A 21,874-nucleotide genomic window follows, 5' to 3' on the forward strand; every position below is an offset into this window, starting at 1 on the left:
TATTACCTATTCCGCAACCTTATTTCATCACGGATGGTTACTGATAGCAATATCAGGCAATTACTTCAAAACTTGAGATAACTGGTGCTAGCGATCAGCTAGCACCAGTTTAATAAACAACACGATAGTGATTAGATTCGTGTTTCTAATTTCGCGCTATCATTGAAGTGACGCCGACGCAGTATCAGCCCTGTAATGGCGGGCAAAACGAACAATGTCAAAATAGTGGAGGTAATCAGACCGCCAATAACCACAGTCGCTAGCGGTTTTTGCACTTCAGCACCGGTGCCAGTGGCAATCGCCATTGGCACGAATCCCAACGAGGCCACCAACGCAGTCATCAGAACAGGACGTAGACGTTCCATTGCGCCGTCAATCACGGCAGTTGCCGCCTCGACGCCATCAGCTAAGCGCTTGTTGATGGCAGAGATTAGAACCAGACCATTCAACACAGCCACGCCCGAGACAGCAATGAAGCCTACTGCTGCAGAGATAGAAAATGGAATGCCGCGCAGCACTAGAGCGAACACACCGCCGGCAAGAGCTAATGGAATCGCTGTCAGCACAGTAGCAGTCAGCATCGCATTCCCGATCGCCATGTAAAGTGCTGCTGATATTAGCACCAGACATACTGGGACAATAATGACCAAGCGCTCGGTAGCTGCACGTAAGTTCTGGAACTGCCCTCCCCACTCCATCCATGAACCTGGTGTCAGTTTGATTTCCTTGTCTAAACTAGCTTGCGCGTCGTCAACGTAACTACCCATGTCGCGTCCGACCACGTTGGCTTCGACATAGATACGGCGTCTACCGTTATCCCGACTAACTTCGTTCAAGCCTTGCGTAGCGCGAAACTGCACCAATTGACGTAACGGTACCGAGGCACGCTGCTGTTCGTCCCTACCCACTGGCAACATCACAGGTAACGCACCAAGTTCGTCCAAGTTATCACGAAGGGTATTGGGAAGACGCACGACAATGTCGAAACGACGATCACCTTCGAAGATCTGCCCAACTGATCGCCCTGCCAGCGCCGTTGACACCGTGTCGGCCACTTCTTTGACCGTCAGTCCATAGCGAGCGATAGCAGCACGGTCAAACACTAAATCGAAGGTCGGGAAGCCCTCTGTTTGTGCTACGCGTACATCAGCAGCGCCTGGAATTTTACGCAAAACATTCGCGACCTGCTTGGCACTCTGGGTCAGTTGTTCCAAGTCTTCACCGTATATTTTGACCGCGACATCACTGCGTACCCCTCCAATCAATTCGTTGAAGCGCATTTCGATTGGCTGGGTAACGTCGTAATTGTTACCGACAATGGATGAGGTCTTTTCGCGGACTCGCTCAATTACCTGATCTTTGGTGGTAACACCTTCAGGCCATTCACTCTTCGGCTTAAGGATAATGTAGTTATCCGAGGCGTTGGGTGGCATCGGGTCTGCCGCCAAACTGGCAGTGCCGCCCTTGGAATAAACCGTTTTAATTTCCGGCAGCTCCAGCAAAGCAAGTTCGATCTGTATATCCAGAGCTAGTGATTGATCAATGCTGGTCGATGGGATACGTACCGAAGACAGATTCAGATTCTGTTCGTCGAGCGTCGGCATAAATTCGCGCCCCACGAAGGTAAACGCGATACCTGCGAGCACCAGCACGCCTAGCCCTGCACTGATAAACGGCAATGGACTAGCAACTGCTCGTCGCAACCAAGGCTCGTAGCGTGACTTGGTTGCGACGATGATTTTGACTTCCTTCTCTGAGACTGGTCCACTCATCAATACCGCGATCAAAGCTGGCACGAACGTAAGCGACAAAACGAAGGCAGAAGCTAAAGCTAACATCAACGTTATGACCATCGGCGAAAACATCTTACCTTCCACACCCTGGAACGTTAGGCATGGCAAGAACACGAGAAATATCACTAACTGACCGTATATGGTGGGACGCAGCATTTCACGCGACGACTCGACCACTTCTTCAAGACGTTCTTTCAGTACTAAGGTACGGCCTTCTCGGTGCTGCCGCTCCGCTAGCCGCCGTAGCGAATTTTCGACGATGATGACAGCACCGTCGATGATCAAACCAAAATCTAACGCTCCCAAACTCATCAGGTTGCCGGAAATATGCAACGAGTTCATACCGATAGCACTCATCAACAACGACAGTGGAATCACAAGCGCCGCAATCAACGCGGCACGCCAATTCCCTAGCAACACGAACAGAACGACGATTACCAATAGCGCACCTTCAGTCAGGTTTTTTGCCACGGTATTTATGGTAGCTCCCACCAGTTGCGAGCGATCCAATGTCGGCACCACGACAATTCCAACCGGAAGAGTTCTTCCCACGTCCTGGAGCTTGTCACCAACTGCAGCGGCCACAGTACGGCTGTTTGCGCCAACCAGCATCAGAGCGCTACCAACCACTGTTTCATAGCCATCACGGCTGGCCACGCCTGTACGCAATTCGCCACCAATGTTGACTTTAGCAATTTGCCCAACCGTGACAGGCACTCCATTGCGAGATGTCACCACCGTTCGAGTCAACTCGTCTTGAGTCCGCACACGCCCATCTGCACGCACCAAATATGATTCGCCGGACCTGCGAATATAATTGGCACCAACCGAAACGTTGGCATCTTCTAGTGCAGCACCTAGCTCGGTAAATGAAATACCATAAGCAGCCATCTTGGCAGGATCGACTTCAACGACGTATTGCTTGACATAGCCGCCCAGTGAGTCCACATCTGCGACTCCTGGCGTAGTGCGTAATTGCGGCCGCACGATCCAGTCCTGTACAGTGCGCAGATAGGCTTGTTTGGCTACGTTATCGCGCAGACGTTCTCCCTGTTCAGTAAGAAAGCTCCCGTCGGACTGCCAGCCAGGCTTACCATCTTTGATCGGTGCTCCTTTTCCTTCTGGATGGGTATACTCAACGCTGTAATGGAACACTTCGCCTAAGCCGGTGGAAACAGGTCCCATTTGTGGCGTGGCACCTTCAGGCAGATCCTGCCGTGCTCTTATCAATCGCTCTGTCACCTGCTGGCGCATAAAGTATAAGTCTGCGCTCCCCTTGAATATCGCGGTGACTTGGCTAAAGCCGTTGCGCGAGATGGAACGCACGTTTTCGACTCCGTCTAGTCCCGCCAGTGCCGTCTCAATAGGGAAAGTCACACGCTTTTCGATTTCGACCGGAGTCAGACTTGGGACTAGTGTGTTGATCTGTACCTGTTTATTCGTAATGTCCGGCGTAACGTCAATCGGCAATAAATTTAGTTGCCAAACGCCAGCCAATGCGACAACCAGAGTGATAAATAGAACCAGCCAACGAGACCGAACCGAACCGGTAATTAGAGATTCCATCATTATTCTTCCTTAGCACTCTTGATCATGTCGGCCTTCACTAGGAAAGCATTGCGAGTGGCGACCATTTCGCCGGCGCTAATGCCAGAAATAATCTGTGCCACACCGCCACTCCGTGTGCCAACAAGAACTCGCTGCACGCGGAAGCCGTCCTTCGTGCGCACGAACAGTACGTCATGTCCGTCAACGCTTTGCACAGCATCCTCCGCCACCACCAAGCCAGAAGCACCGTTCTTTACATGAAGACGCGCTTGCACACCTTCACCAACGATTAGTTCAGGTGTCAACGATGAAGGCGTTAGAACGACAATCGCGGTGCGCGTGCTACTACTGACTGTCGGAGTGACCGAGCGCACTGTAGCGTCAACAGAAGAACCGTTGGCGGCGAGAATTGTGGCCTTGTCACCAGGTGCGACACGAGTGACATCTGCAGCAGGTAGTGAAGCCTCTATCAGTACTTTTCCATTTCCAGAAACGCGGAATAATTCCATCTGGGGCTGGACGAAGCTGCCTAACGTCACTGTCTGCGTGGTGATTTTTCCATGAATGGGACTGACTACCGCCACCGACTTGCCGTCAGCGGCAACTTGAGCCGCTTTAGCCACAGAAGTCGCGCGAAGCGCCTCGCTCTCTGCAACAGTCAGAGCCGATTGTGCGGCCTCCATCTCTTGGCGCGGCGTCACACCTTGTTCGAACAAACTATATTCGCGTGCATAGCTCTTGCGAGCCAGATCGACCTTGGCAACCGCTACGTTACGATCAGCGTTCATGGCCGCCGCTTCGAGAGAGCTGACCTGAGCCAAAGTTTCGCCAGCACGCACGGTGTCGCCTAACTGGCGACTAACCCGCGTCACATTGCCAGAAGCGCGCGCCATGATCACGGCCTCACTATTTGGTGCTGCTACTACAGTGCCAGCAGTAAGAATTTCTGCTTCCAAGCCTCCACTTCCGATCACTTCAACGGCAATCTTGGAAACGGAGAGATATTCGGCAGGTATTTTGACCTCATCGCCACTATCACTGATAGCTGGTGGGGCAACAGGTGCAGACGCGGTCTGCACATTACTTTGCACCACAGTCGGCGCATCGTGCTTGGCCAGCCAATTGGCAGTGGCAAATCCCAGTGCCGCGGTAACGGCTGTCAGACCAACGACAACCGGCCAGCCCAACTGCAAGCGTTGTTGTTGCTTCATGGTGCTTCTCCAAATACGTTACGGCCTTCGGCCAATGAGAGGGTGGCGAGCGCGCGCACACGGGATAAATGAGCGTCGATAGTTGATGCCTGTGCTTCAGACAGGGCTCTACGTATTGCCAATAGTTCAAGCAGGGCTGTCTTGCCGGAGTCGTAGCCGATGCGGCCTAAGCGATAAGCTTCGCTGGCCGCTGCTTCGCCCTGTTCGGCTGCTTCCAAGCGCCGCTCGGATGCTTGGACCTGCACCATAGCCGAGCGACGCACTGCCATTGTTTCCAACCGAACGGCCTCGAGGCGCATTGCAGCGCTGATGGCGCGTTCTTTTGCCGCATCGATACCAGCCTTGTTACGGTCGAATAGCGGGATCGTCAAAGTCAATCCGACAGTTGCCGCTTTTTCGTTGGTCCAGCCAAACTCGCGCATACCAATGCTTACTCCAAGATCGGGGACCCAACGTTTCTCCTCTACCTTGATCTGTGCAGCAATGGCCTCCTGTTCGGCAACGGCGCTTTTCACCGCAGGTGCTTCTGTAAGAGACCTGCCTTCTTGAAAACGTGGTACAGCAATTAAGTTCATAAAAGGATGGCTTATGCGGCCGTAAGGCTCGACCGAGCCGACCAAGGCTGACAATCTCTCCAGGGCCTCTGTAGCATCAGCGGTCACGGACTGCACCGCAGCTTGCGCAGCAGCCATGCTAGCGCGCGCTTGCGCAAGGCGTAGCTCGGCTTCACGTCCAACCTTCACTAATGCTTGAGCTGCCCGCAAATCGGCAGTAGCACGCGTTAGTTCGGCCTCGCTCACCTCTTTGCGCTGTTGCATCGCCTCAGCAGTAGCGTAAACCACCGCTAACTCGCTTGCGAATGCAAGACGGGTCTGACGTTCACGTGCACCACTGGCGACAGATTTAAGCTGCGCCGCCTCAATGCGGGCCGAACGTTTGCCACCGATTTCAAAAACCTGTGTAACGGTGTACGTATCTTGCCGCTGGCTAACGCCACCAGACTGGGGCGCACCGAGATTTTCAGCGGTAGCGTTCAGAGTCGGATTAATCCAGGCAGAGGCCTGACGGACATCGGCATTTGCGGCGCGCACGTTGGCAGCTTGCTCCAGCAACTGTGGCGCTCTCTCCTGAGATTGCTGGAGAAGCGCCGCAAAAGATGGCGTCTCGGCCGCCTGACTAATTGCGGTAACCGAAACGAAAATGAAAGACAAAATAGCTCGACGGACGGTAAAGTCCGATGGACGTCCGAGCGACAACGCGCACGGACGAATAGGTATTATTTGCATGAAAAGCCCCTGCAGGATTGAACTGGATGCAGAACGACGGGCAAAGTTTTATCTACGATTTAAGATCGCATAGGTAAAACAGAGCTCGTTTTTAGAAGATCAATCGAGGGGGGCGGAGAAGTGGAGAAGTTGTTCGGTCGGAAAAAACTTCGGGCCAAAAAGAAGGCGCAATACGTTCAATAGCAGGCAAGCCTAGTTGGTTAAAAGCAGGCAGCAGAGTGTTCATGTTGTAGCCATGCTCATAGTCAGCGAGGTGTTGTACCGATTTTTTGGAATTATCACCGTGTGGAGCACTGTCGTCGACAATCAAACCATCGCTATCGTGATGGTGCATGACGAGGTCGACATGTTTAGTTATATGTTTAAGGATAAATTCCAGTCCAGGTCCACCTCCGCCTAACATGTGCGCAAGATCACGCTCCATTGCAGCAAAAGCTTGCAACGGAAGCACCAAGATCAGCAATATTAGGACGACCTTTTTCATATTTAAATGATTATATCAGGATGTAATTGACAGACATCTTTGGGATTTTCTTCTTCTTTCGAGGGGGACGGCGGCTGATAGTCCTCTAACAAGTACAGTGGGCGTCGCTTACTTTCAATGAAGAGTCTTCCGAGGTATTCGCCGATAATTCCAATCGCCATCAATTGCAGGCCACCAAGAATCATGACGGTGACAATCAGCGTCGGGAACCCTTTAACCGACTCGCCAACAAGTAAAGTTTTTAGCAGGAAATACATGGCATAAAAAAAGGCCATGCCGGCACAAGCCGAACCCAGATAGGTTGCGATTTTCAATGGGGCCACAGAGAAGCCAGTGATTCCCTCAAGGGCGAAGTTCCATAACCTCCAGTAGCGCCATTTAGTCTTTCCCGCCGCTCGAGCGTCGCGGTTATAGTCCAGCGTCACATGCTTGTAGCCTATCCAGGCAAACAGTCCTTTCATAAAGCGGTTTCGTTCTTCTAAAAGATTGAGCGCATTTATGGCCCGTCTGCTCAACAAACGAAAATCGCCAACGTCTGCCGGAACAGGCACATCACTTAAACGGTTAATGACGCGATAGAAAGCATGTGCAGTTACTTTCTTTAACCAAGATTCACCGCTGCGATGACGCCTACGCATATTGACGATATCGGCACCACCCAGCCATGCTTCAATCATCTCGGGGATTAACTCCGGAGGATCTTGAAGATCCGAGTCGATAATGACTGCCGCATCTCCCGTTGCCAAACGTAAGCCTGCGCTCATTGCTTCCTCTTTGCCGAAATTTCTGGAAAAGCGGGCTACGCCGACCTTGAGGCTTTCTGCCCGCAACTGCTGCAAAATAAGATGAGATCTATCGGTGCTGCCATCGTCGACATAAATAACTTCCCATTCGCTCTGAAGGCCTGACAACGCTATTTTTAAACGGTCATGAAATATCGGTAGAACGCTTTCTTCATTGAACAAAGGGACAATTACAGACAATTTGTATGAAGCAGCCTTCACCTCATCAATATCGAAAATTTGAAATAAGTTTTCCATCGCACTTTTTCTATTTCTTATAAAAAATTACAAACGCGCACGGGCAATGAATAATTAATTATTCATTCATATGGAAATACAGCCATCAACGCGTAGACAAGAATGATCAAGATCGGCGATTCGAGCCACGACAAAACGTCAAAGCAAGATGTGCTTCTTGATATTTTTTTAAAAGCTAGCAGTTCGGTATGTTCAAAAACGCGGACGAATTACTAGATTGGGGGGAGAGAGAAATATGGGAGGGCGAAATGGCGCAACAAATGTTGCGAGAGGAATGGTCCAAAAATTGGAATACACCCCTATAAACGTAGCAATAGGGAGAAAAGAAATTTTGAGATTAATACCAAGAAAAAACTGCAGATGATTCGCCGCATGCAGTAATTCATGTTCTACTGTCAGCGAACTAGTAGCGCTTATGTCGTCGGCAACATCGGCATCATGCAGTGAAACATAATTCGTCGCAGGATCGTTGGAAACCACATTTGCATCGTGTTCAAGGTCGTGAGCAAGCCAGTGCGAATAATTGCTCCAGACGCCAACGTTGGTCATAAATACAAATATGACCAACGTTACCAACGCGAAGCACTTCGAAAGCACCATGCCCATGCTCAGAGTTAGAGAGGATTAAGCATGCCCAAGCATGCTATCAACGCCAAGATCAGCAAAGCGCAGCCAGACTCCAAAACCAAACTACTTTTTAAAGCAGCAATAGCTGGGCCGTGATTATCGCTTGCAATCGAAGCTTCGAGCATAGGCGTCAATCGATAACGATTGGCGGCCGCCAACGCGAGCATAGCGAGGAAAAAAACCAACTTTATCGCTAACAGAATGCCGTACGTCGTAGTAAATACACGGCCGAAATTCAATCCTGCAATCATCAAGTAATTTATCGTGCCCGTTACTAGCAGAGTTGCAACCACGACGCTGCCCATTATTGCGAATCCGTTCAACATTCGACCTAGTTGCTGGACTTCGGCACGCCCTCCCTTTGGTGCCCAACGCAGAAGTAACATAAAGGATGCTAATGCTCCGATCCAGGCTCCTGCAGCAATCAGATGGACAATGTCAGCGCCCAAATGCACGAAACCTTTAACGTCCTCGTTCATGACACCATGTCCGCCCCAGGCCAATGTTGCCAGTGCTATCGCCCCGAGAGCGGACATTAAAACGAGCTGAGAAGATGGTCGTTTGGTTAGGATGCTAGTGGCGATAGTTACAAATAAAGCCAATGCAGCCAGGCGGATGAGTAATGCCGTACCGAAACTCATCTCAAACAAGACCATGAAAAATGCATTCGGCGCTATATCAAAATAACTTTCCGCCCCGCTCATCATTCTGGTTGAATTAATGAGTCCAACAATTGATAAAAGAATTGCAATTACTGCCAGCACCTTGCTTTTTGCCACAAATTGTTTAGCTGTAGCAGACCCTCGTTCCAAGGAGTTTAGCGAGTAAAGGGCAAATAGTGGCACTCCGAAAATCAACATCAAATCCAAATACAACGCAAAACGAACGATCACATTTGCCCAATCCATTAGTCCCTCACTTTACGGTGAACGTAATCTTGCCCGTGATCGGATGGGTGTCTGTGGACACAGCGCGCCATTCAACGTTGTATTTTCCCGGTGTTAAAGGTTGATTGGGCGTCAACACCATGACTTTTGGGTCATCCGTGCCGGCGATCTTAGCTGCGATTTTCATCGCCCCCATGCCAGGCATTTCCGCCATGATCAAGTTAGCGCCAGAAAACTGTTTTGTGAGAGTTTCAGAGAAACGCAATTCGATTTTTGCTGGAGCTGGGCCTTCAGAATTATCCTTAGGAGTGGAGTCAACCAAACTAGGATGCGCGAATGCTGCGGTTGCAATCAAGGTGGTGATAGCAGCGACGCCGATCTGACGTAAATTACGGACGTTAAACATGATGTTCCTTTTAAAGTGTGTGGAAAATTGTGAATCGCTTAAAACCAGAATCTTAAGCCTGCGACGACCTGGGTCTGATTTGGGGTACCTCCATCATTGCGCACTAATGTCGCAGTGTTGCCAAAACGCGAGATGCGCTCAATACCTATATATGGTGCAAATTGGCGGCTGAATTCGTAACGTAACCGTACACCCACCGTTGCACTGGAAAGTCCGCGCCCGACCCCTACTTCCGGATCGTCTTTGCCATATACGTTCGCTTCCAGTCGAGGTTGCAAGATCAGTCGCTGAGTCAGCAATAGCTCGTATTCTGCCGACAATCGCAAAGCAGTCCGTCCTTCCGTGCCGAGATAAGCTGTAGCGTCCACTTCAAACCAATAGGGAGCCAACCCCTGCACCCCGAATGCCAACCAATTTCGCGAGGGGCCATTAGCGCTTATATCGTTGCGTATGCCGGCTTGTACATCCCAGTATGGATGGAAGGCCTTAGCCCACAGGAGCTCAGTACGCGCGTCTTCGACGCGTCCTTGAGCAAACTCGCCTTCAGCTTTCACCGTAAGCTTGTTGTAACTGTCTCCGTACCAAGCTTGTACCTCATAAGAATTCGAATTGCCGCCATTACTATGACCGCGCTCGAAACGATCCACCAATAGCGAAGCGAACTTGTGCTCGTCAGCCATCATCAAAGAGCGTTGCTGGCCAACTGCGTATAGCCCGGTTCCTAACTGATACCCGCCAGAGTAGGCATGAGGGTCTCGCGCATCTGCAGGTGCAGAACTGCCTCCCATGTCAGACATTCCAGTCATCCCGTCCATTTGCATATTTCCATGATCGGCGGTATTTGATGCTGGAGTTACAGCACTGTCATCCATTGTCCCAAAGCCAGCATCCGTAGCGCTTTGAATGCCCGTTTGGCCGTGGCCGCTATGACTATCTTGAGCACTTTGCGCCAATGCGGTTGACGAGAGGACGCAAACCACCGAAGCAATGAGAGTCTTTCTAAGTGAGAAGTTATGCATACCAGTGATCCTTGGTTTAGTAATGGTAATCATGCGATGATCACTTCCCGGAACATGCCAGCATCCATGTGCATCATGAGATGGCAGTGCCAAGCCCAGCGTCCCAATGCATCCGCCGTGACCAAAAAGCTGATCCTTTGTGCAGGTTGGACCGGAATGGTATGGCGTCTCGCCAGGAACTCGCCTTCTGGTGTCTCGAGTTCGCTCCACACTCCATGTAAATGCATGGGATGCGTCATCATGGTGTCGTTCTGCAGGATGACTCTCACTCGCTCACCATATTTGAAATGCACGGGGCTTGATTTACCGAACTCCAAGCCGTCAAACGACCAGGTGTATCGCTCCATATTTCCGGTCAAGTGCAGCTCAATCTCGCGACCAGGCCCGCGCGGATCCAAAGGACCGCCGATCGTATGCATATCTGCCAACGTAAGTACGCGACGACCATTGTTACGCAGTCCAACGCCAGGGTCGTTCAAAGTGGTGCGTGGTGAGTCGATACGATTGTCCGTGCTGGCGCCATATTCAGTACTGGCATGACGGGGCTTTTTGCTCGGTGTCTTGAGCGGATCAGCGTTCGCTGCATGTTTGGAATGATCCATGGCCATACCACCGTGCTGCATGCCCATTGCGCTATGATCCATACCAGCCATATTGGGCATCTGGGCCATGCTGTCGCCTTCCATACTCGACATGCCAGACATATCCATATTGTCCATACTCATGCCACCCATATTCATCGCACCGTGGTCCATGCCAGCCATGTTAGACATATCGCCCATCATGTCTTCCATGCTTAACCATTCCAACTTATCGATTGCGGGGACAGGAGCGCGCAAACCTGACTTGACTGCAAGAGTGCCAAGCGCATAACCAGTTCGATCCATTGTTTGGGAAAAGACGGTGTAAACATCGTCCTTGGGCTCGACGATCACGTCACAGGTTTCTCCAGGGCCAAAACGGAACTCATCTACTGAGATCGGTTCAATGTTGATGCCATCAACTTGAACCACTTTTAACTTCAACCCTGGGATGCGGACGTCATAAAAAGTGTTACCGGATCCGTTGATACAGCGTAGGCGAACCTTTTCGCCCTTTTGGAAAAGTCCAGTCCAGTTGCCTGCTGGCGTAATGCCATTAGTCAGGAAGGTCAAGACGGCCGCCGACAAATCTCCCATATCGGTGGGATTCATCCGCATTTCGTTCCACATCTTCCGTTTCGAGAGGGCTGCTTTCCAACCATCTTTCGATACATCACTGAAGAATTCTCCTGCGGTCAACTGTCCGTAGTTGTAGTAGTCACCTTGCTTCTTTAAGCGTCCCAGTACGGTCATGGGATCGTCGTCCATCCAATCCGAGAGCAATAAGACGTGCTCGCGATCAGCCGCAATATCTTTTCCTTGAGCGGGATCGATAATGATTGCGCCGAACATACCCGTCTGCTCCTGAAAACCAGAATGGGAGTGGTACCAGTAAGTGCCGCTTTGCTGAACTTTAAAGCGATAAGTAAACGTTTCCCCTGGGGCAATGCCGTTAAAGCTAATCCCTGGGACGCCATCCATTTGGAAAGGCAGAATAATCCCGTGCCAGTGGATTGACGTCGAGACGGCTAGGCGATTAGTCACCCTAATAGTGACTGTTTCACCTTCTTTCCAGCGAAGCGTGGGGGCCGGCAGCGTGCCGTTGATAGTAGTCGCAATCGCGGGCTTGCCAGTGAAGTTGACGGGCGATTCCGCTACGACCAGATCAAACTGAGTACCCTTGAGCACGGGTGCGGCAGTTCCTGAGGCAATGACGTCTTGCGCTAGCACGTGACGTAGAGGAGCTGAAACTCCCAGCAAAACCCCTCCAGCGGCAAGACCTTTAACAAAACGGCGGCGAGATACAGACATGGTGGAACGGGCTGACATAGATGAGAGTCTCCAAACCAAAGGGTGAAGGTGTTTGATGGAGATAATCATAATTCAATCAAATTATCTTTAGCATTACCGGTTCATTACAAACATGTAATGTTCACGTAATTTAGCGAGAGTTAGCGTATCGTTTGGGCTTACAAGCTAGCCCGCACATGCGAGCATGTACCAGCACGGATTGGAAAATGAAATTATTAATCGTCGAAGATGAAGTAAAGACTGGCGAATACCTACAGCAAGGGCTCATGGAAGCTGGTTTCGCAGTGGATTACGCGAATAATGGACTGGACGGGCACCACCTCGCCGTTACCGGAAGCTATGACCTCATCATTCTGGATGTGATGCTGCCGGATATCGACGGATGGAAAATTTTGCATGCATTGCGCAGTGCCGGAAACAGTGTTCCAACACTCTTTTTAACCGCCCGTGACGGCGTAGCGGATAGAGTAAAAGGTCTTGAGCTAGGTGCTGATGACTACATGGTTAAACCATTCGCGTTCTCAGAATTGCTAGCCAGAGTAAGAACATTGCTACGTAGAGGGAGCCCCAGCCCGTTAGTGGATCGGCTGCAAGTATCGGATTTGGTTCTCGATCTTGCCCGACGAGCGGCTACTCGCGCGGGAAAACGCCTAACCTTAACTAACAAGGAGTTCCTTCTGTTGGAATTCTTGGTGAGACACAAAGGCGAGGTTCTACCCCGCTCTCTTATCGCCTCTCAAATTTGGGATATTAATTTTAATAGCGACACTAATGTTATCGACGTCGCGATTCGCCGTTTACGCGCCAAAATGGATGACGATTACGAACCAAAGTTAATCTCCACGATTCGAGGCGTCGGATATGTTCTGGAAGATCCAGCTGACGCCAGGATCATATAATGTTCGGAATTTCACTGACCGGTCGTCTTACGACCTTGTTTGCAGTCACTTCTGTCGCGGTCTTGGTTGGTTTCGGTACGTTCATTTCATCGGCTATCGAGAAACACTTTTCAGAACAAGACCAGTTATTGCTTCAAAACGAATTGCAGTTGATTCAGAAAGTCATCGAGGAAAAAGGGGTAGATTCGATCAGTCAGACCTTTGGTGAAGCGTTGCATAATCACCCTGATTTCTACGTTGACGTGCGGGACCTCAACGGCAAGGAAATTTATTCCACGTTCGGCCCATTTCGCGATGCAATTCTTGCACGCATTCCTAGCAGTAAAGCCAAGGGCGATTTTGATGTAAAGATCGACGCACATCGAGAGTTTCAAGCCATTCGTGCTGAACTGAAAGCGTCTACAGGCTCACCGGTCATTGTCGTTATCGCCGTCGACAAGGCTATCCACACTCATTTTATGAGCATGTTCCGAACTACGTTGATGCTATACGTCGTGGTGGCAGCGATTGCCACTGTTATGTTGGGCTGGTGGGCTGCAAGGCAAGGCCTCTCTCCTTTGCGAACAATGGCGGCGCGCGCGCAAACTGTTACGTCGCAGAATATGAAGGAACGTATGCCTGTCGATGCAGTTCCGGCAGAAATGACAGATCTGGCTGTCAAACTCAATGCCATGCTTGATCGCCTTCAGAACGATATTGCCCGATTGACGGAATTTTCCGCAGACCTGGCACATGAGCTACGGACTCCCATCAGTAATATGCTTACGCAGACGCACGTTGCCTTAAATCAGAGTCGTAGTGCTGCTGATTACAGAGATTCTCTCAGCTCAAACGCAGAAGAGCTTCAGCGATTGGGGAAAACCATTTCAGACATGCTATTTCTCGCACAAACAGAAAACGGACTTGCACTTCCGTCGGTAGAAAAACTAAACATAGCGCGAGAGTGCCAAGCCTTATTGGAATTCTATGAAGCTTTAGCCGAAGAAAAAGAAGTCGTTTTGCGATGCGAGGGAGACGCTCTCGTGATCGGAGATCGGCTTATGTTTCGCCGTGCTTTAAACAACTTGCTATCGAATGCCCTCCGCTATACACCACCGTACGGGACTATTTCCATCAAGATAATGCCTGTGGAAGCAGGCACCACCGTTACCGTAGAAAACGATGGCGAGGAAATACCTGCCGAAATTCAATCGCATTTGTTTGATCGCTTTTTTCGGGCCGATAAATCTCGCAAAAAATCTGAATCTGACTCGGCTGGCTTGGGCCTTTCCATAACACGCGCCATCATGCAGGCGCATGGAGGCAGCGTCTCCGTCGTCTCTCGGGATGGCAAAACTGCGTTTAGTCTCTATTTTCCGTCGTTGCAACGAAAGTAAGCCGAGATTCTCGAAAATGGCATACCAATAAAGTATGCCTATCTTCTCGAGTTACTGCCCGATCAACAACGTGTACTGCCGTCATTGAGTATTCGCATTAAAGTAACCACTTAGCCGCATTTGAAAATAGCCATCTATTTGCAAAGCACTGAAGGAGCAATAAGCTTATGTCGTTCAAAATTTTTATCGATACCGAGTTTACTGATTTTATCGATATTCACCTCATAAGCATTGGTATGGTCGCGCAGTCAGGTGAAGAATTCTATGCCGAGGTGCCGTACCCGCACGGCAGTTGTAACGCATTCGTGCGCGAAACAGTAATTCCATTACTTGGACGAATCCAAGGTGCACCCTGTGCGGTTGAGCATCTGTACGTCAAAATGACAACTTGGCTCAGGATTGTCAGGCCCCTCGAAGAAGACGTTGAAATTTGCTTTGACTATCAGTCAGACTGGGATCTATTTTCCAGTGCATTGGACTATCGCGTGCCACCATGGTGTCAGGCACGTATGATTAACCGCAACATCAACGAATTGCTGCGCTATAAATTTCATAAGGAAAATAATCTGCCTGAACATCACGCGCTATACGATGCACAGGCGAATCGATATGCTTTTCGAGAGCGTCGGTCCGTTTCAGCTTGAATAGTCTGTCGTGGTTACTTTGAAATTCGAATGACCGGCTACTTTCGTGCGCGGATGCCTGGTTACTTTAATGCGAATACTCACGTCATCACCTTTATTTTTGTATAGACAAAATCGTCACTGTCGCGGTGCCATCAATATTCTCAACCGTAAATTTCACCTTATCCCCTACTTTCACATTTGAAAGCAAAGCTTTCTCTTTTACGGGAAACGACATAGTCATAGGCCCCATCTCTACCGTCGCACTCTTGATGCGACCGTGCTTCAAAGTAATGTTGCTATTTTCCTTATCAACGGCTTTCACCACGCCGTCAGATAGAGACATTGCACTCATTGAATCGGCTGGCATCTTATCCATTTTCATACCGTCCATCTTCATTCCTGCCATGTCCATTCCCATGGTTCTTTGGTCAGCGTAAACATTCACTGCCATTAGGGAAAATCCACAGACTGCCACTAGATTCAAAAACGATTTTTTCATTTGATACTCCTTAGTAGTTAAATTGATTTGTTTTGTATTGCTAAACGTAATTTGCGTTCTTGAAGCAAACGCCATGCTGCTGGAATCACAAAAAGTGACAACAATGGGGCGGTAATCATGCCACCCACCATCGGTGCCGCAATTCGCTGCATTACTTCAGAGCCAGCGCCGCTACCGAACATAATCGGGATAAGGCCGGCCAAGATAACTGCTACTGTCATGGCTTTGGGACGCACACGCAGTACAGCTCCTTCTCGTATCGCTTCCGCAATGAGCTCCTTGGTCAACGGTAGACCGGACTGCAAGCGCTGATTCAATGAATTACGTAGATACACCAGCATCACAACGCCAAATTCAGCAGCCAATCCAGCCAAGGCAATAAAACCGACCGCAGTGGCAACCGAAATAGCATGGCCCAACAACCATACAAACCAGAAGCCTCCGATGAGTGCAAAAGGCACTGTCAGCATGAGTAGCAATGCTTCTGATACTGAGCGAAACGCCAAATACAGGAGGATAAGAATGACGGCCAGCGTTAGCGGAATGACCGTTTGCAACTTGGCGACGGCACGTTCCAGGTATTCAAATTGCCCCGACCAGCCTATCGAATACCCAGGCGGGAGTTTTACTTCCTTAGCCACTGCTGCCTGCATTGCCTTCACCGCTGTGTGCAAGTCCGTTCCGCGTACATCAACATAGACCCAACCAGAAAGCCGTGCATTCTCGCTGCGTATCATTGGTGGTCCATCGGTCACCTTGATGTTCGTAATATCTCCCAGCCTTACCTGGGCACCTCTGTCTGTGACTATAGGAAAGTCACGTAGTGTCTGCACGGAGTTACGATAATCCTGCGGGTAGCGGACATTGATAGGAAAACGCTGGCGTCCATCCACAACCTCTCCAATGTTTTCTCCACCGATGGCAGATGAAATGACCGACTGCACATCCGTCACCGCAAGGCCATATCGCGCGGCTTTTGCTCGGTCAATATCAACGTCGATATACCGTCCGCCACTTACGCGTTCTGCCAATGCAGAAGTCACCCCTGGCACTTTTTTGACGACGGCTTCGATTTGCGTGGCGATTTTGTCGATTTGCCCGAGGTCGGCACCGGATACCTTCACACCGACGGGCGTCTTGATGCCAGTCGAAAGCATATCGATACGATTTCGGATAGGTGGTACCCACACATTCGATAACCCTGGAACCTTGACTATTCGGTCGAGTTCTTCAATGAGTTTTGCAGAGGTCATACCAGGACGCCATTGGTCTTTCGGTTTGAACTGAATAGTCGTTTCAAACATCTCCAACGGAGCAGGGTCGGTTGCTGATTCCGCACGGCCAGCTTTACCAAATACCGTCAAAACCTCAGGAACGGTTTTGATTAGTCTGTCTGTCTGCTGTAGCAATTCGCTGGCTTTGGATGCTGACAGTCCGGGCAAGGCAGAAGGCATGTACAGCAAATCACCTTCGTCCAGAGGTGGCAGAAATTCGCCTCCTAGCTTGGACAGAGGAATCACTGTCAGGGCAAGAGCGATAAACGCAATGGCAATCGTCCATTTAGGATGCGCCAGACTTGCATTCAACCAAGGCCGATACATTCGTATCAATACGCGATTAATCGGATTCGATGCTTCGCTTGGAATACGTCCACGTATCATGTACCCCATCAATACCGGTATCAACGTAATCGCCAAACCGGCTGCGGCTGCCAGCGTGTAGGTTTTGGTATATGCCAGCGGCGCAAACAGCTTGCCCTCCTGCGCTTCCAAGGCGAAGACAGGAATGAAGGATAAAGTGACGATGAGTAATGAGAAAAACAGCGCCGGCCCAACTTCAATCGCCGATTCTGCAATCAAGTTCCATCGCTCTTTCCCACTAATTTCCTGATTCGGATGTGAATGTGAATAGGCTTCCAGATGCTTGTGCGCGTTCTCAATCATGACAATCGCCGCATCGACCATCGCACCGACGGCAATGGCGATACCACCCAGGGACATCAGATTGGCGTTGACGCCTTGATAGCGCATCACAATGAAGGCTGCAAGCACGCCTAAAGGAAGCGAGATGATGGCGACCAAGGCACTGCGCAAATGAAACAAAAAGATGGCGCAGACCAAGGCGACCACAACAAACTCTTCAATCAGCTTGTCTCTAAGATTGGTTACTGCGGCCGTAATCAGTTTGGAGCGGTCGTAGGTGGTGACCACCTCCACACCTTTGGGAAGCGAGCTTTGCAAGGTAGCTAGTTTTGCCTTGACCGCTTTGATGGTTTCCAGCGCATTCTTACCGGAACGCATGACAACCACGCCACCGGCGACTTCACCTTCACCATTCAATTCTGCTATCCCACGACGCATTTCGGGGCCAATGCGAACTGTCGCTACATCCCTGAGTAATACGGGCGTACCAGCATCATTTGCGTTGAGAAGAACATTACGAAAATCTTCCAGTGAGCGCAGGTAACCGTGCGAGCGAACCATATATTCGGTCTCGGCCATTTCGACGACCGAACCACCCGATTCCTGGTTTGCCTTCGCCAATGCATCGAGTACCTTTGCATGCGAGATACCGAAAGCACGCAGCTTGTCCGGGTCCAGGATGACTTGGTACTGCTTCACCATGCCGCCGATGCTGGCGACCTCGGCTACATCTGGAACGGTTTTAAGCTCGAACTTCAAAAACCAGTCGTTCAATGTCCGCAACTGACTGAGGTCGTTGTGTCCAGTACGGTCAACCAGCGCATATTCAAATACCCAGCCGACTCCCGTTCCATCCGGCCCAAGTTCGGCACGCACACCTTGCGGTAAACGGCTTTGCACTTGACTGATGTATTCCAGGACTCTGGAGCGAGCCCAGTATTGGTCCGTCGCATCGTCGAAAAGAACATAAACGAACGAGTCGCCAAAAAAGGAATACCCACGAACGGTTTTGGCACCTGGAACAGCCAACAACGCCGTGGTCAGTGGGTAAGTAACCTGGTCCTCAACTATCTGAGGTGCCTTACCGGGATATTGGGCGCGAATGATGACCTGCGTATCCGATAGGTCTGGTAGCGCATCTAATGGTGTTTTGTTCAATGACCATAGGCCCCATCCTGCGATGACGACCGCAGCAAGCAGCACCCAGAATCGGTTAGCAATGGACCAGCGAATAATTCGCGCAATCATTGCTTGCCTCCGACTGGTTTAACGCTTTCAAGTAGGTAGCCGTCGTCATTTTCCTTGAATGAAAATTCAACTTCCTGCCCTGCTTTTATCTCGCTGAATAGCTCGGGACGCGACTTGTTAAAGTCCATCGTCATCGCACCCCACTCAAGCTCAGGAATCGGCTTGTGCGAAAGAGTCAATGCTTTTGGCGTTACTTTTTCTACAGTGCCAACGCCCCGATGAACAAGAGACGCTGCAGACTGCATTGTTTGCTTATTGCCGGAAAACTTGGGCAATACCGACTTCAGGCTTGCTTCTGAATCAATGAGGAATTGCCCCGAGGCGATTACCTTCTGCCCTTCGCTCAAGCCACTCAAAATCTCGGTATCGTTTCCACTATCACGGCCAGTCGTCACAACCACGGGGTGCATGCTGTTGTTTTCGCCAACTACCAGAACGATGGATTGCTTGCCGCTTGCAATCACGGCTTCACTCGGGACCAGAAGTCGCGAAACTGGCTTTTCGGTATCCAGACGAACACGCATGAGCATGCCTGGTGTAAGGCTGCCATCACGGTTATCCAGCTCCAGCCGAGCCTGCAAGGTGCGTGTTGCAGTACTGATTCCCGGCAAAATTTCTCTAACCTTGCCACTGTATTTTCTATTCGCATCACCGGAGAACGTAGCTTCTACCGCCATCCCTGAACGGACTGCATTGCTCAATGCTTCGGGTACTTCTGCTACTAACCAGACCTTGCTCAGCCCAGCGACTTTTGCAATGGTCATACCGGGCGATACCATCGCGCCATCGCGCACGGATAGCTCGGTGATGACGCCGGCTACTGGAGATGTCAGCGTAAAGTGCTTTTGCGATTGTCCGGTACGGTCTGCTTGGTTTATCAATCCGTCCGGAATAGACATCGCCCGCATTCTTTGTCGTGCAGCCAATGCCAGTTCAGTATTGCCACCACGTTTGAGTGCCAGGTATTCCTCTTGCGGTGCAATCCAGTCTGGAACGAAAATCGAAGCGATTGCTTCGCCACGCTTGATGCGTTGCTGAGGTGAGCGAGCATATAGTTTGTCGATATATCCCGTCACACGGCTTTGTGCAACTTCTGATGCGCTCTCATCAAACTGCGTTGTGCCGACCATTTCAAATGCATCCCGTACTTCTTCCCGCCTTACAGTTGCGAATCTGATACCTAGATTCTGTTGAAGTGTCGGACTGATTTTTACACCACCATCTTCCGAACCTTCATCCGCATAAACTGGAACCAACTGCATATCCATGAAAGGACTTTTACCAGGCTTGTCGAACTTGTTTCCTGGAACCATGGGGTCGTGCCAGTACAGGACTTTGCGGCCCGTCTTCGGGTCAACTTTTTTGGTCGCCGCGCCAAATGTCGCAGCGTTATCCATACTTCTTTGCGTACCGACCCAATAGCCGCCAAACACGAGGCCAGCACCTGCTAATACCAGCACTATCGTTTTCAATGCGAACTTTGATTTCATTTCATTTCTCCTGCAGATACCATGTCATGTGGAACCACGTGATACTCAAGCGCCGCCCAGGTCAGCGCCGCTTCTCTCTCAAGCTCGGCTATTTGCAGGCGTCGTTCCAACAACATTTTTTTCGCATTGAAGACAGCACTCAGACTGCCGCTACCGGAACGGTAGGCAACAGTTGCCAGCTCCACCTGCTGCGATGCTGCCGGCAGTAACTGCGCATTGAGTTGTGTGACACGGGATTTAAGACTTTCCAGAGTGGACGACTGATTCTCGATTTCAGTCTGCAATTCACGCAATGCTTCTTCGTACTGCATCCTGGCCTTGGTGCCTAAGGCAGATTTTTCAGCGATGTCGCGATTCTGTTTTTGTGCACGATTAACGGCTAGTGGAATGCTGATGCCAAAGGAAACCATGTTTGAGTACTGGCTGCCGCGCTGGCTGTAAGAGGCTTCAACCGACCAGTCGGGGTTACTTTCGCGGGTTGCCACAGTGCTGTCGGCATCAGCCAGATTGATTGCGCGACGAGCCGTCAATAACATCGGGTGATATTTTTCGAGTTCTTCTATGGGCAATCCAGGCACATGTGAATTCAGCTTTGGAGTCTCATCAGCGACAGTGGCGGCTGGCATACCGGTCCAGCGACTTAACGCTAGACGTGCATTCTTCAAATCCTGTGTGTTCTTGCGCGTTGCATCTTGCGCCTGCGAGAGTGTCAATTGCGCTTGCATTACATCTGAGGCGTTTGCCTTGGCACCTCGATGTGCTGCATTCATTGCGTTCAGGTCTTCGGCAGCTTCTTTTTCCATCGCACTGACCAATGCCAATGTGCGCTGTCCATAAAGCACATTGACCCATGCCTTGGCTGCTTCTTCCCGCACCTTGGCAATGGTTTCTAAATAGGTACTTTCTTCCATTTCGACGGCGCGCTGTGCACGCTCGGACCGTGCGATACGCTTGTCGGAAGATACCCATTGCTGTTCGATACCAACCCGACGCATGGTCATGAAGTCGCTCGTGGTGCTGTAACGGTCGCTACCCGTCACTGGTAAATTGTCGATACCAACTTTCAGCATCGGGTCAGGCAATTGGTCGGCTTTCGCTGCCGATTCGCGGCTGGCCAAGACAGATGCATTAGCGGCTTTGGTCAACGACGACCGCTGCAATGAAAGCTGTAATGCTTCGTTTAATGTGAGCCCATTGGATTGGGCGTGAACAAAAGATGTGCCAAAAGTCAGCGCCAGTAAGACGCTGATTCGGCATAGAGTGCGCGACTGATAATTCAGTAGCGCGTGGATACGCAAAAACATATAACCCCCGGTAATGAAGACGAACGCCAACCACGGCACAATGCCGGTCAGCGAAACAACTGGGGGTTAAATCAAATACGGAGTCGTTGCGTTCGGAGATAAGGCGGGTCTACGCCTAATTCCAGGGGAGCGTCTGTCCAGGCTGAAGCCAGAACGGCAGGAACAACCGGCAGAGGTGCCGGCATGATGAATGAACCGCCCCGGGTTTCGTGGAGGCTGGTTGGTTTAAGTTAAGTCTGCACGGTAGGATGTTCGCTTGTTTGCCGGTAGTAGTTTCTTTCCGCTTCGGCAGGAGGAATATACCCGATTGGCGCGAG

General features: G+C 50.5%; 17 protein-coding genes. 3 read left to right on the forward strand and 14 right to left on the reverse strand.

Annotated features, from left to right (window positions below; translation table 11 throughout):
- Nucleotides 1-131: 131 nt before the first annotated feature.
- The 10 genes from IXC47_RS15830 to IXC47_RS15875 all read right to left on the reverse strand — a co-directional run bounded on the left by IXC47_RS15830 (nt 132) and on the right by IXC47_RS15875 (nt 12,211).
- Nucleotides 132-3,362, reverse strand: a complete 3,231-nt coding sequence (locus tag IXC47_RS15830) for a CusA/CzcA family heavy metal efflux RND transporter (protein ID WP_195876265.1) — start codon at nt 3,360-3,362, stop codon at nt 132-134.
- On the reverse strand, nt 3,362-4,552 hold the full coding sequence (locus tag IXC47_RS15835; protein WP_195876266.1) for an efflux RND transporter periplasmic adaptor subunit: 1,191 nt from the start codon (nt 4,550-4,552) through the stop codon (nt 3,362-3,364). The genes IXC47_RS15830 and IXC47_RS15835 overlap by 1 nt, the downstream gene beginning before the upstream one ends.
- Nucleotides 4,549-5,838: a TolC family protein gene (locus IXC47_RS15840; protein ID WP_230089605.1), complete on the reverse strand. Its 1,290-nt coding sequence runs from the start codon at nt 5,836-5,838 to the stop codon at nt 4,549-4,551. Before IXC47_RS15840 ends, IXC47_RS15835 begins: the two co-directional genes overlap by 4 nt.
- 91 nt (nt 5,839-5,929) lie before the next feature.
- The gene (locus tag IXC47_RS15845) at nt 5,930-6,322 is read right to left on the reverse strand and encodes a hypothetical protein (RefSeq protein WP_195876267.1); all 393 of its coding nucleotides are present in this window, start codon (nt 6,320-6,322) and stop codon (nt 5,930-5,932) included.
- 2 nt (nt 6,323-6,324) lie between these two features.
- A complete protein-coding gene (locus IXC47_RS15850; RefSeq protein WP_195876268.1) occupies nt 6,325-7,362 on the reverse strand; it encodes a glycosyltransferase family 2 protein in 1,038 nt (345 codons plus the stop codon).
- A gap of 192 nt (nt 7,363-7,554) precedes the next feature.
- Nucleotides 7,555-7,911, reverse strand: coding sequence for a hypothetical protein (locus tag IXC47_RS15855; RefSeq protein WP_230089606.1), 357 nt, complete (start codon nt 7,909-7,911; stop codon nt 7,555-7,557).
- A 65-nt stretch (nt 7,912-7,976) separates the two neighbouring features.
- Nucleotides 7,977-8,897 (reverse strand): copper homeostasis membrane protein CopD, encoded by a 921-nt coding sequence (gene copD / locus IXC47_RS15860; RefSeq protein WP_195876270.1) that lies wholly within the window; start codon nt 8,895-8,897, stop codon nt 7,977-7,979.
- A 7-nt stretch (nt 8,898-8,904) separates the two neighbouring features.
- Entirely contained in the window at nt 8,905-9,282 is a 378-nt protein-coding gene (copC, locus tag IXC47_RS15865; protein ID WP_195876271.1) for a copper homeostasis periplasmic binding protein CopC, read from the reverse strand.
- 38 nt (nt 9,283-9,320) lie between these two features.
- Nucleotides 9,321-10,301, reverse strand: coding sequence for a copper resistance protein B (locus tag IXC47_RS15870; protein ID WP_195876287.1), 981 nt, complete (start codon nt 10,299-10,301; stop codon nt 9,321-9,323).
- Between the two features lie 29 nt (nt 10,302-10,330).
- The gene (locus IXC47_RS15875; RefSeq protein WP_195876272.1) at nt 10,331-12,211 is read right to left on the reverse strand and encodes a copper resistance system multicopper oxidase; all 1,881 of its coding nucleotides are present in this window, start codon (nt 12,209-12,211) and stop codon (nt 10,331-10,333) included.
- 188 nt (nt 12,212-12,399) lie between these two features.
- Between IXC47_RS15875 and IXC47_RS15880 the strand changes: the two genes are divergently transcribed.
- The 3 genes from IXC47_RS15880 to IXC47_RS15890 all read left to right on the forward strand — a co-directional run bounded on the left by IXC47_RS15880 (nt 12,400) and on the right by IXC47_RS15890 (nt 15,112).
- Nucleotides 12,400-13,092 carry a heavy metal response regulator transcription factor gene (locus tag IXC47_RS15880; RefSeq protein WP_195876273.1) on the forward strand — a complete coding sequence of 231 codons (693 nt, stop codon included), beginning with the start codon at nt 12,400-12,402 and terminating at the stop codon, nt 13,090-13,092.
- A complete protein-coding gene (locus IXC47_RS15885) occupies nt 13,092-14,468 on the forward strand; it encodes a heavy metal sensor histidine kinase (RefSeq protein WP_195876274.1) in 1,377 nt (458 codons plus the stop codon). Before IXC47_RS15880 ends, IXC47_RS15885 begins: the two co-directional genes overlap by 1 nt.
- A gap of 167 nt (nt 14,469-14,635) precedes the next feature.
- Nucleotides 14,636-15,112, forward strand: a complete 477-nt coding sequence (locus IXC47_RS15890; protein WP_195876275.1) for a 3'-5' exonuclease family protein — start codon at nt 14,636-14,638, stop codon at nt 15,110-15,112.
- 94 nt (nt 15,113-15,206) lie between these two features.
- On the opposite strand, the gene IXC47_RS15895 is transcribed toward IXC47_RS15890, so the two are convergent.
- The 4 genes from IXC47_RS15895 to IXC47_RS15910 are packed head-to-tail and all read right to left on the reverse strand — an operon-like array spanning nt 15,207 to nt 21,557.
- Nucleotides 15,207-15,593: a copper-binding protein gene (locus tag IXC47_RS15895; RefSeq protein ID WP_195876276.1), complete on the reverse strand. Its 387-nt coding sequence runs from the start codon at nt 15,591-15,593 to the stop codon at nt 15,207-15,209.
- Nucleotides 15,594-15,610: 17 nt separating this feature from the next.
- Nucleotides 15,611-18,763 carry an efflux RND transporter permease subunit gene (locus tag IXC47_RS15900; RefSeq protein ID WP_195876277.1) on the reverse strand — a complete coding sequence of 1,051 codons (3,153 nt, stop codon included), beginning with the start codon at nt 18,761-18,763 and terminating at the stop codon, nt 15,611-15,613.
- Nucleotides 18,760-20,253 carry an efflux RND transporter periplasmic adaptor subunit gene (locus IXC47_RS15905; protein ID WP_195876278.1) on the reverse strand — a complete coding sequence of 498 codons (1,494 nt, stop codon included), beginning with the start codon at nt 20,251-20,253 and terminating at the stop codon, nt 18,760-18,762. The genes IXC47_RS15900 and IXC47_RS15905 overlap by 4 nt, the downstream gene beginning before the upstream one ends.
- A complete protein-coding gene (locus IXC47_RS15910; RefSeq protein ID WP_195876279.1) occupies nt 20,250-21,557 on the reverse strand; it encodes a TolC family protein in 1,308 nt (435 codons plus the stop codon). The genes IXC47_RS15905 and IXC47_RS15910 overlap by 4 nt, the downstream gene beginning before the upstream one ends.
- Nucleotides 21,558-21,874: the final 317 nt, after the last annotated feature.

The sequence above is a fragment of the Herminiimonas contaminans genome (assembly GCF_015645465.1).
GTDB lineage: Bacteria > Pseudomonadota > Gammaproteobacteria > Burkholderiales > Burkholderiaceae_D > Oxalicibacterium > Oxalicibacterium contaminans.

Bases quoted from the DNA above. Each gene is read 5' to 3' on its own strand.
- IXC47_RS15830 (WP_195876265.1), bottom strand. From the start codon at position 3,362: ATGATGGAATCTCTAATTACCGGTTCGGTTCGGTCTCGTTGGCTGGTT.
- IXC47_RS15835 (WP_195876266.1), bottom strand. From the start codon at position 4,552: ATGAAGCAACAACAACGCTTGCAGTTGGGCTGGCCGGTTGTCGTTGGT.
- IXC47_RS15840 (WP_230089605.1), bottom strand. From the start codon at position 5,838: ATGCAAATAATACCTATTCGTCCGTGCGCGTTGTCGCTCGGACGTCCA.
- IXC47_RS15845 (WP_195876267.1), bottom strand. From the start codon at position 6,322: ATGAAAAAGGTCGTCCTAATATTGCTGATCTTGGTGCTTCCGTTGCAA.
- IXC47_RS15850 (WP_195876268.1), bottom strand. From the start codon at position 7,362: ATGGAAAACTTATTTCAAATTTTCGATATTGATGAGGTGAAGGCTGCT.
- IXC47_RS15855 (WP_230089606.1), bottom strand. From the start codon at position 7,911: ATGACCAACGTTGGCGTCTGGAGCAATTATTCGCACTGGCTTGCTCAC.
- copD (WP_195876270.1), bottom strand. From the start codon at position 8,897: ATGGATTGGGCAAATGTGATCGTTCGTTTTGCGTTGTATTTGGATTTG.
- copC (WP_195876271.1), bottom strand. From the start codon at position 9,282: ATGTTTAACGTCCGTAATTTACGTCAGATCGGCGTCGCTGCTATCACC.
- IXC47_RS15870 (WP_195876287.1), bottom strand. From the start codon at position 10,301: ATGCATAACTTCTCACTTAGAAAGACTCTCATTGCTTCGGTGGTTTGC.
- IXC47_RS15875 (WP_195876272.1), bottom strand. From the start codon at position 12,211: ATGTCAGCCCGTTCCACCATGTCTGTATCTCGCCGCCGTTTTGTTAAA.
- IXC47_RS15880 (WP_195876273.1), top strand. From the start codon at position 12,400: ATGAAATTATTAATCGTCGAAGATGAAGTAAAGACTGGCGAATACCTA.
- IXC47_RS15885 (WP_195876274.1), top strand. From the start codon at position 13,092: ATGTTCGGAATTTCACTGACCGGTCGTCTTACGACCTTGTTTGCAGTC.
- IXC47_RS15890 (WP_195876275.1), top strand. From the start codon at position 14,636: ATGTCGTTCAAAATTTTTATCGATACCGAGTTTACTGATTTTATCGAT.
- IXC47_RS15895 (WP_195876276.1), bottom strand. From the start codon at position 15,593: ATGAAAAAATCGTTTTTGAATCTAGTGGCAGTCTGTGGATTTTCCCTA.
- IXC47_RS15900 (WP_195876277.1), bottom strand. From the start codon at position 18,763: ATGATTGCGCGAATTATTCGCTGGTCCATTGCTAACCGATTCTGGGTG.
- IXC47_RS15905 (WP_195876278.1), bottom strand. From the start codon at position 20,253: ATGAAATCAAAGTTCGCATTGAAAACGATAGTGCTGGTATTAGCAGGT.
- IXC47_RS15910 (WP_195876279.1), bottom strand. From the start codon at position 21,557: ATGTTTTTGCGTATCCACGCGCTACTGAATTATCAGTCGCGCACTCTA.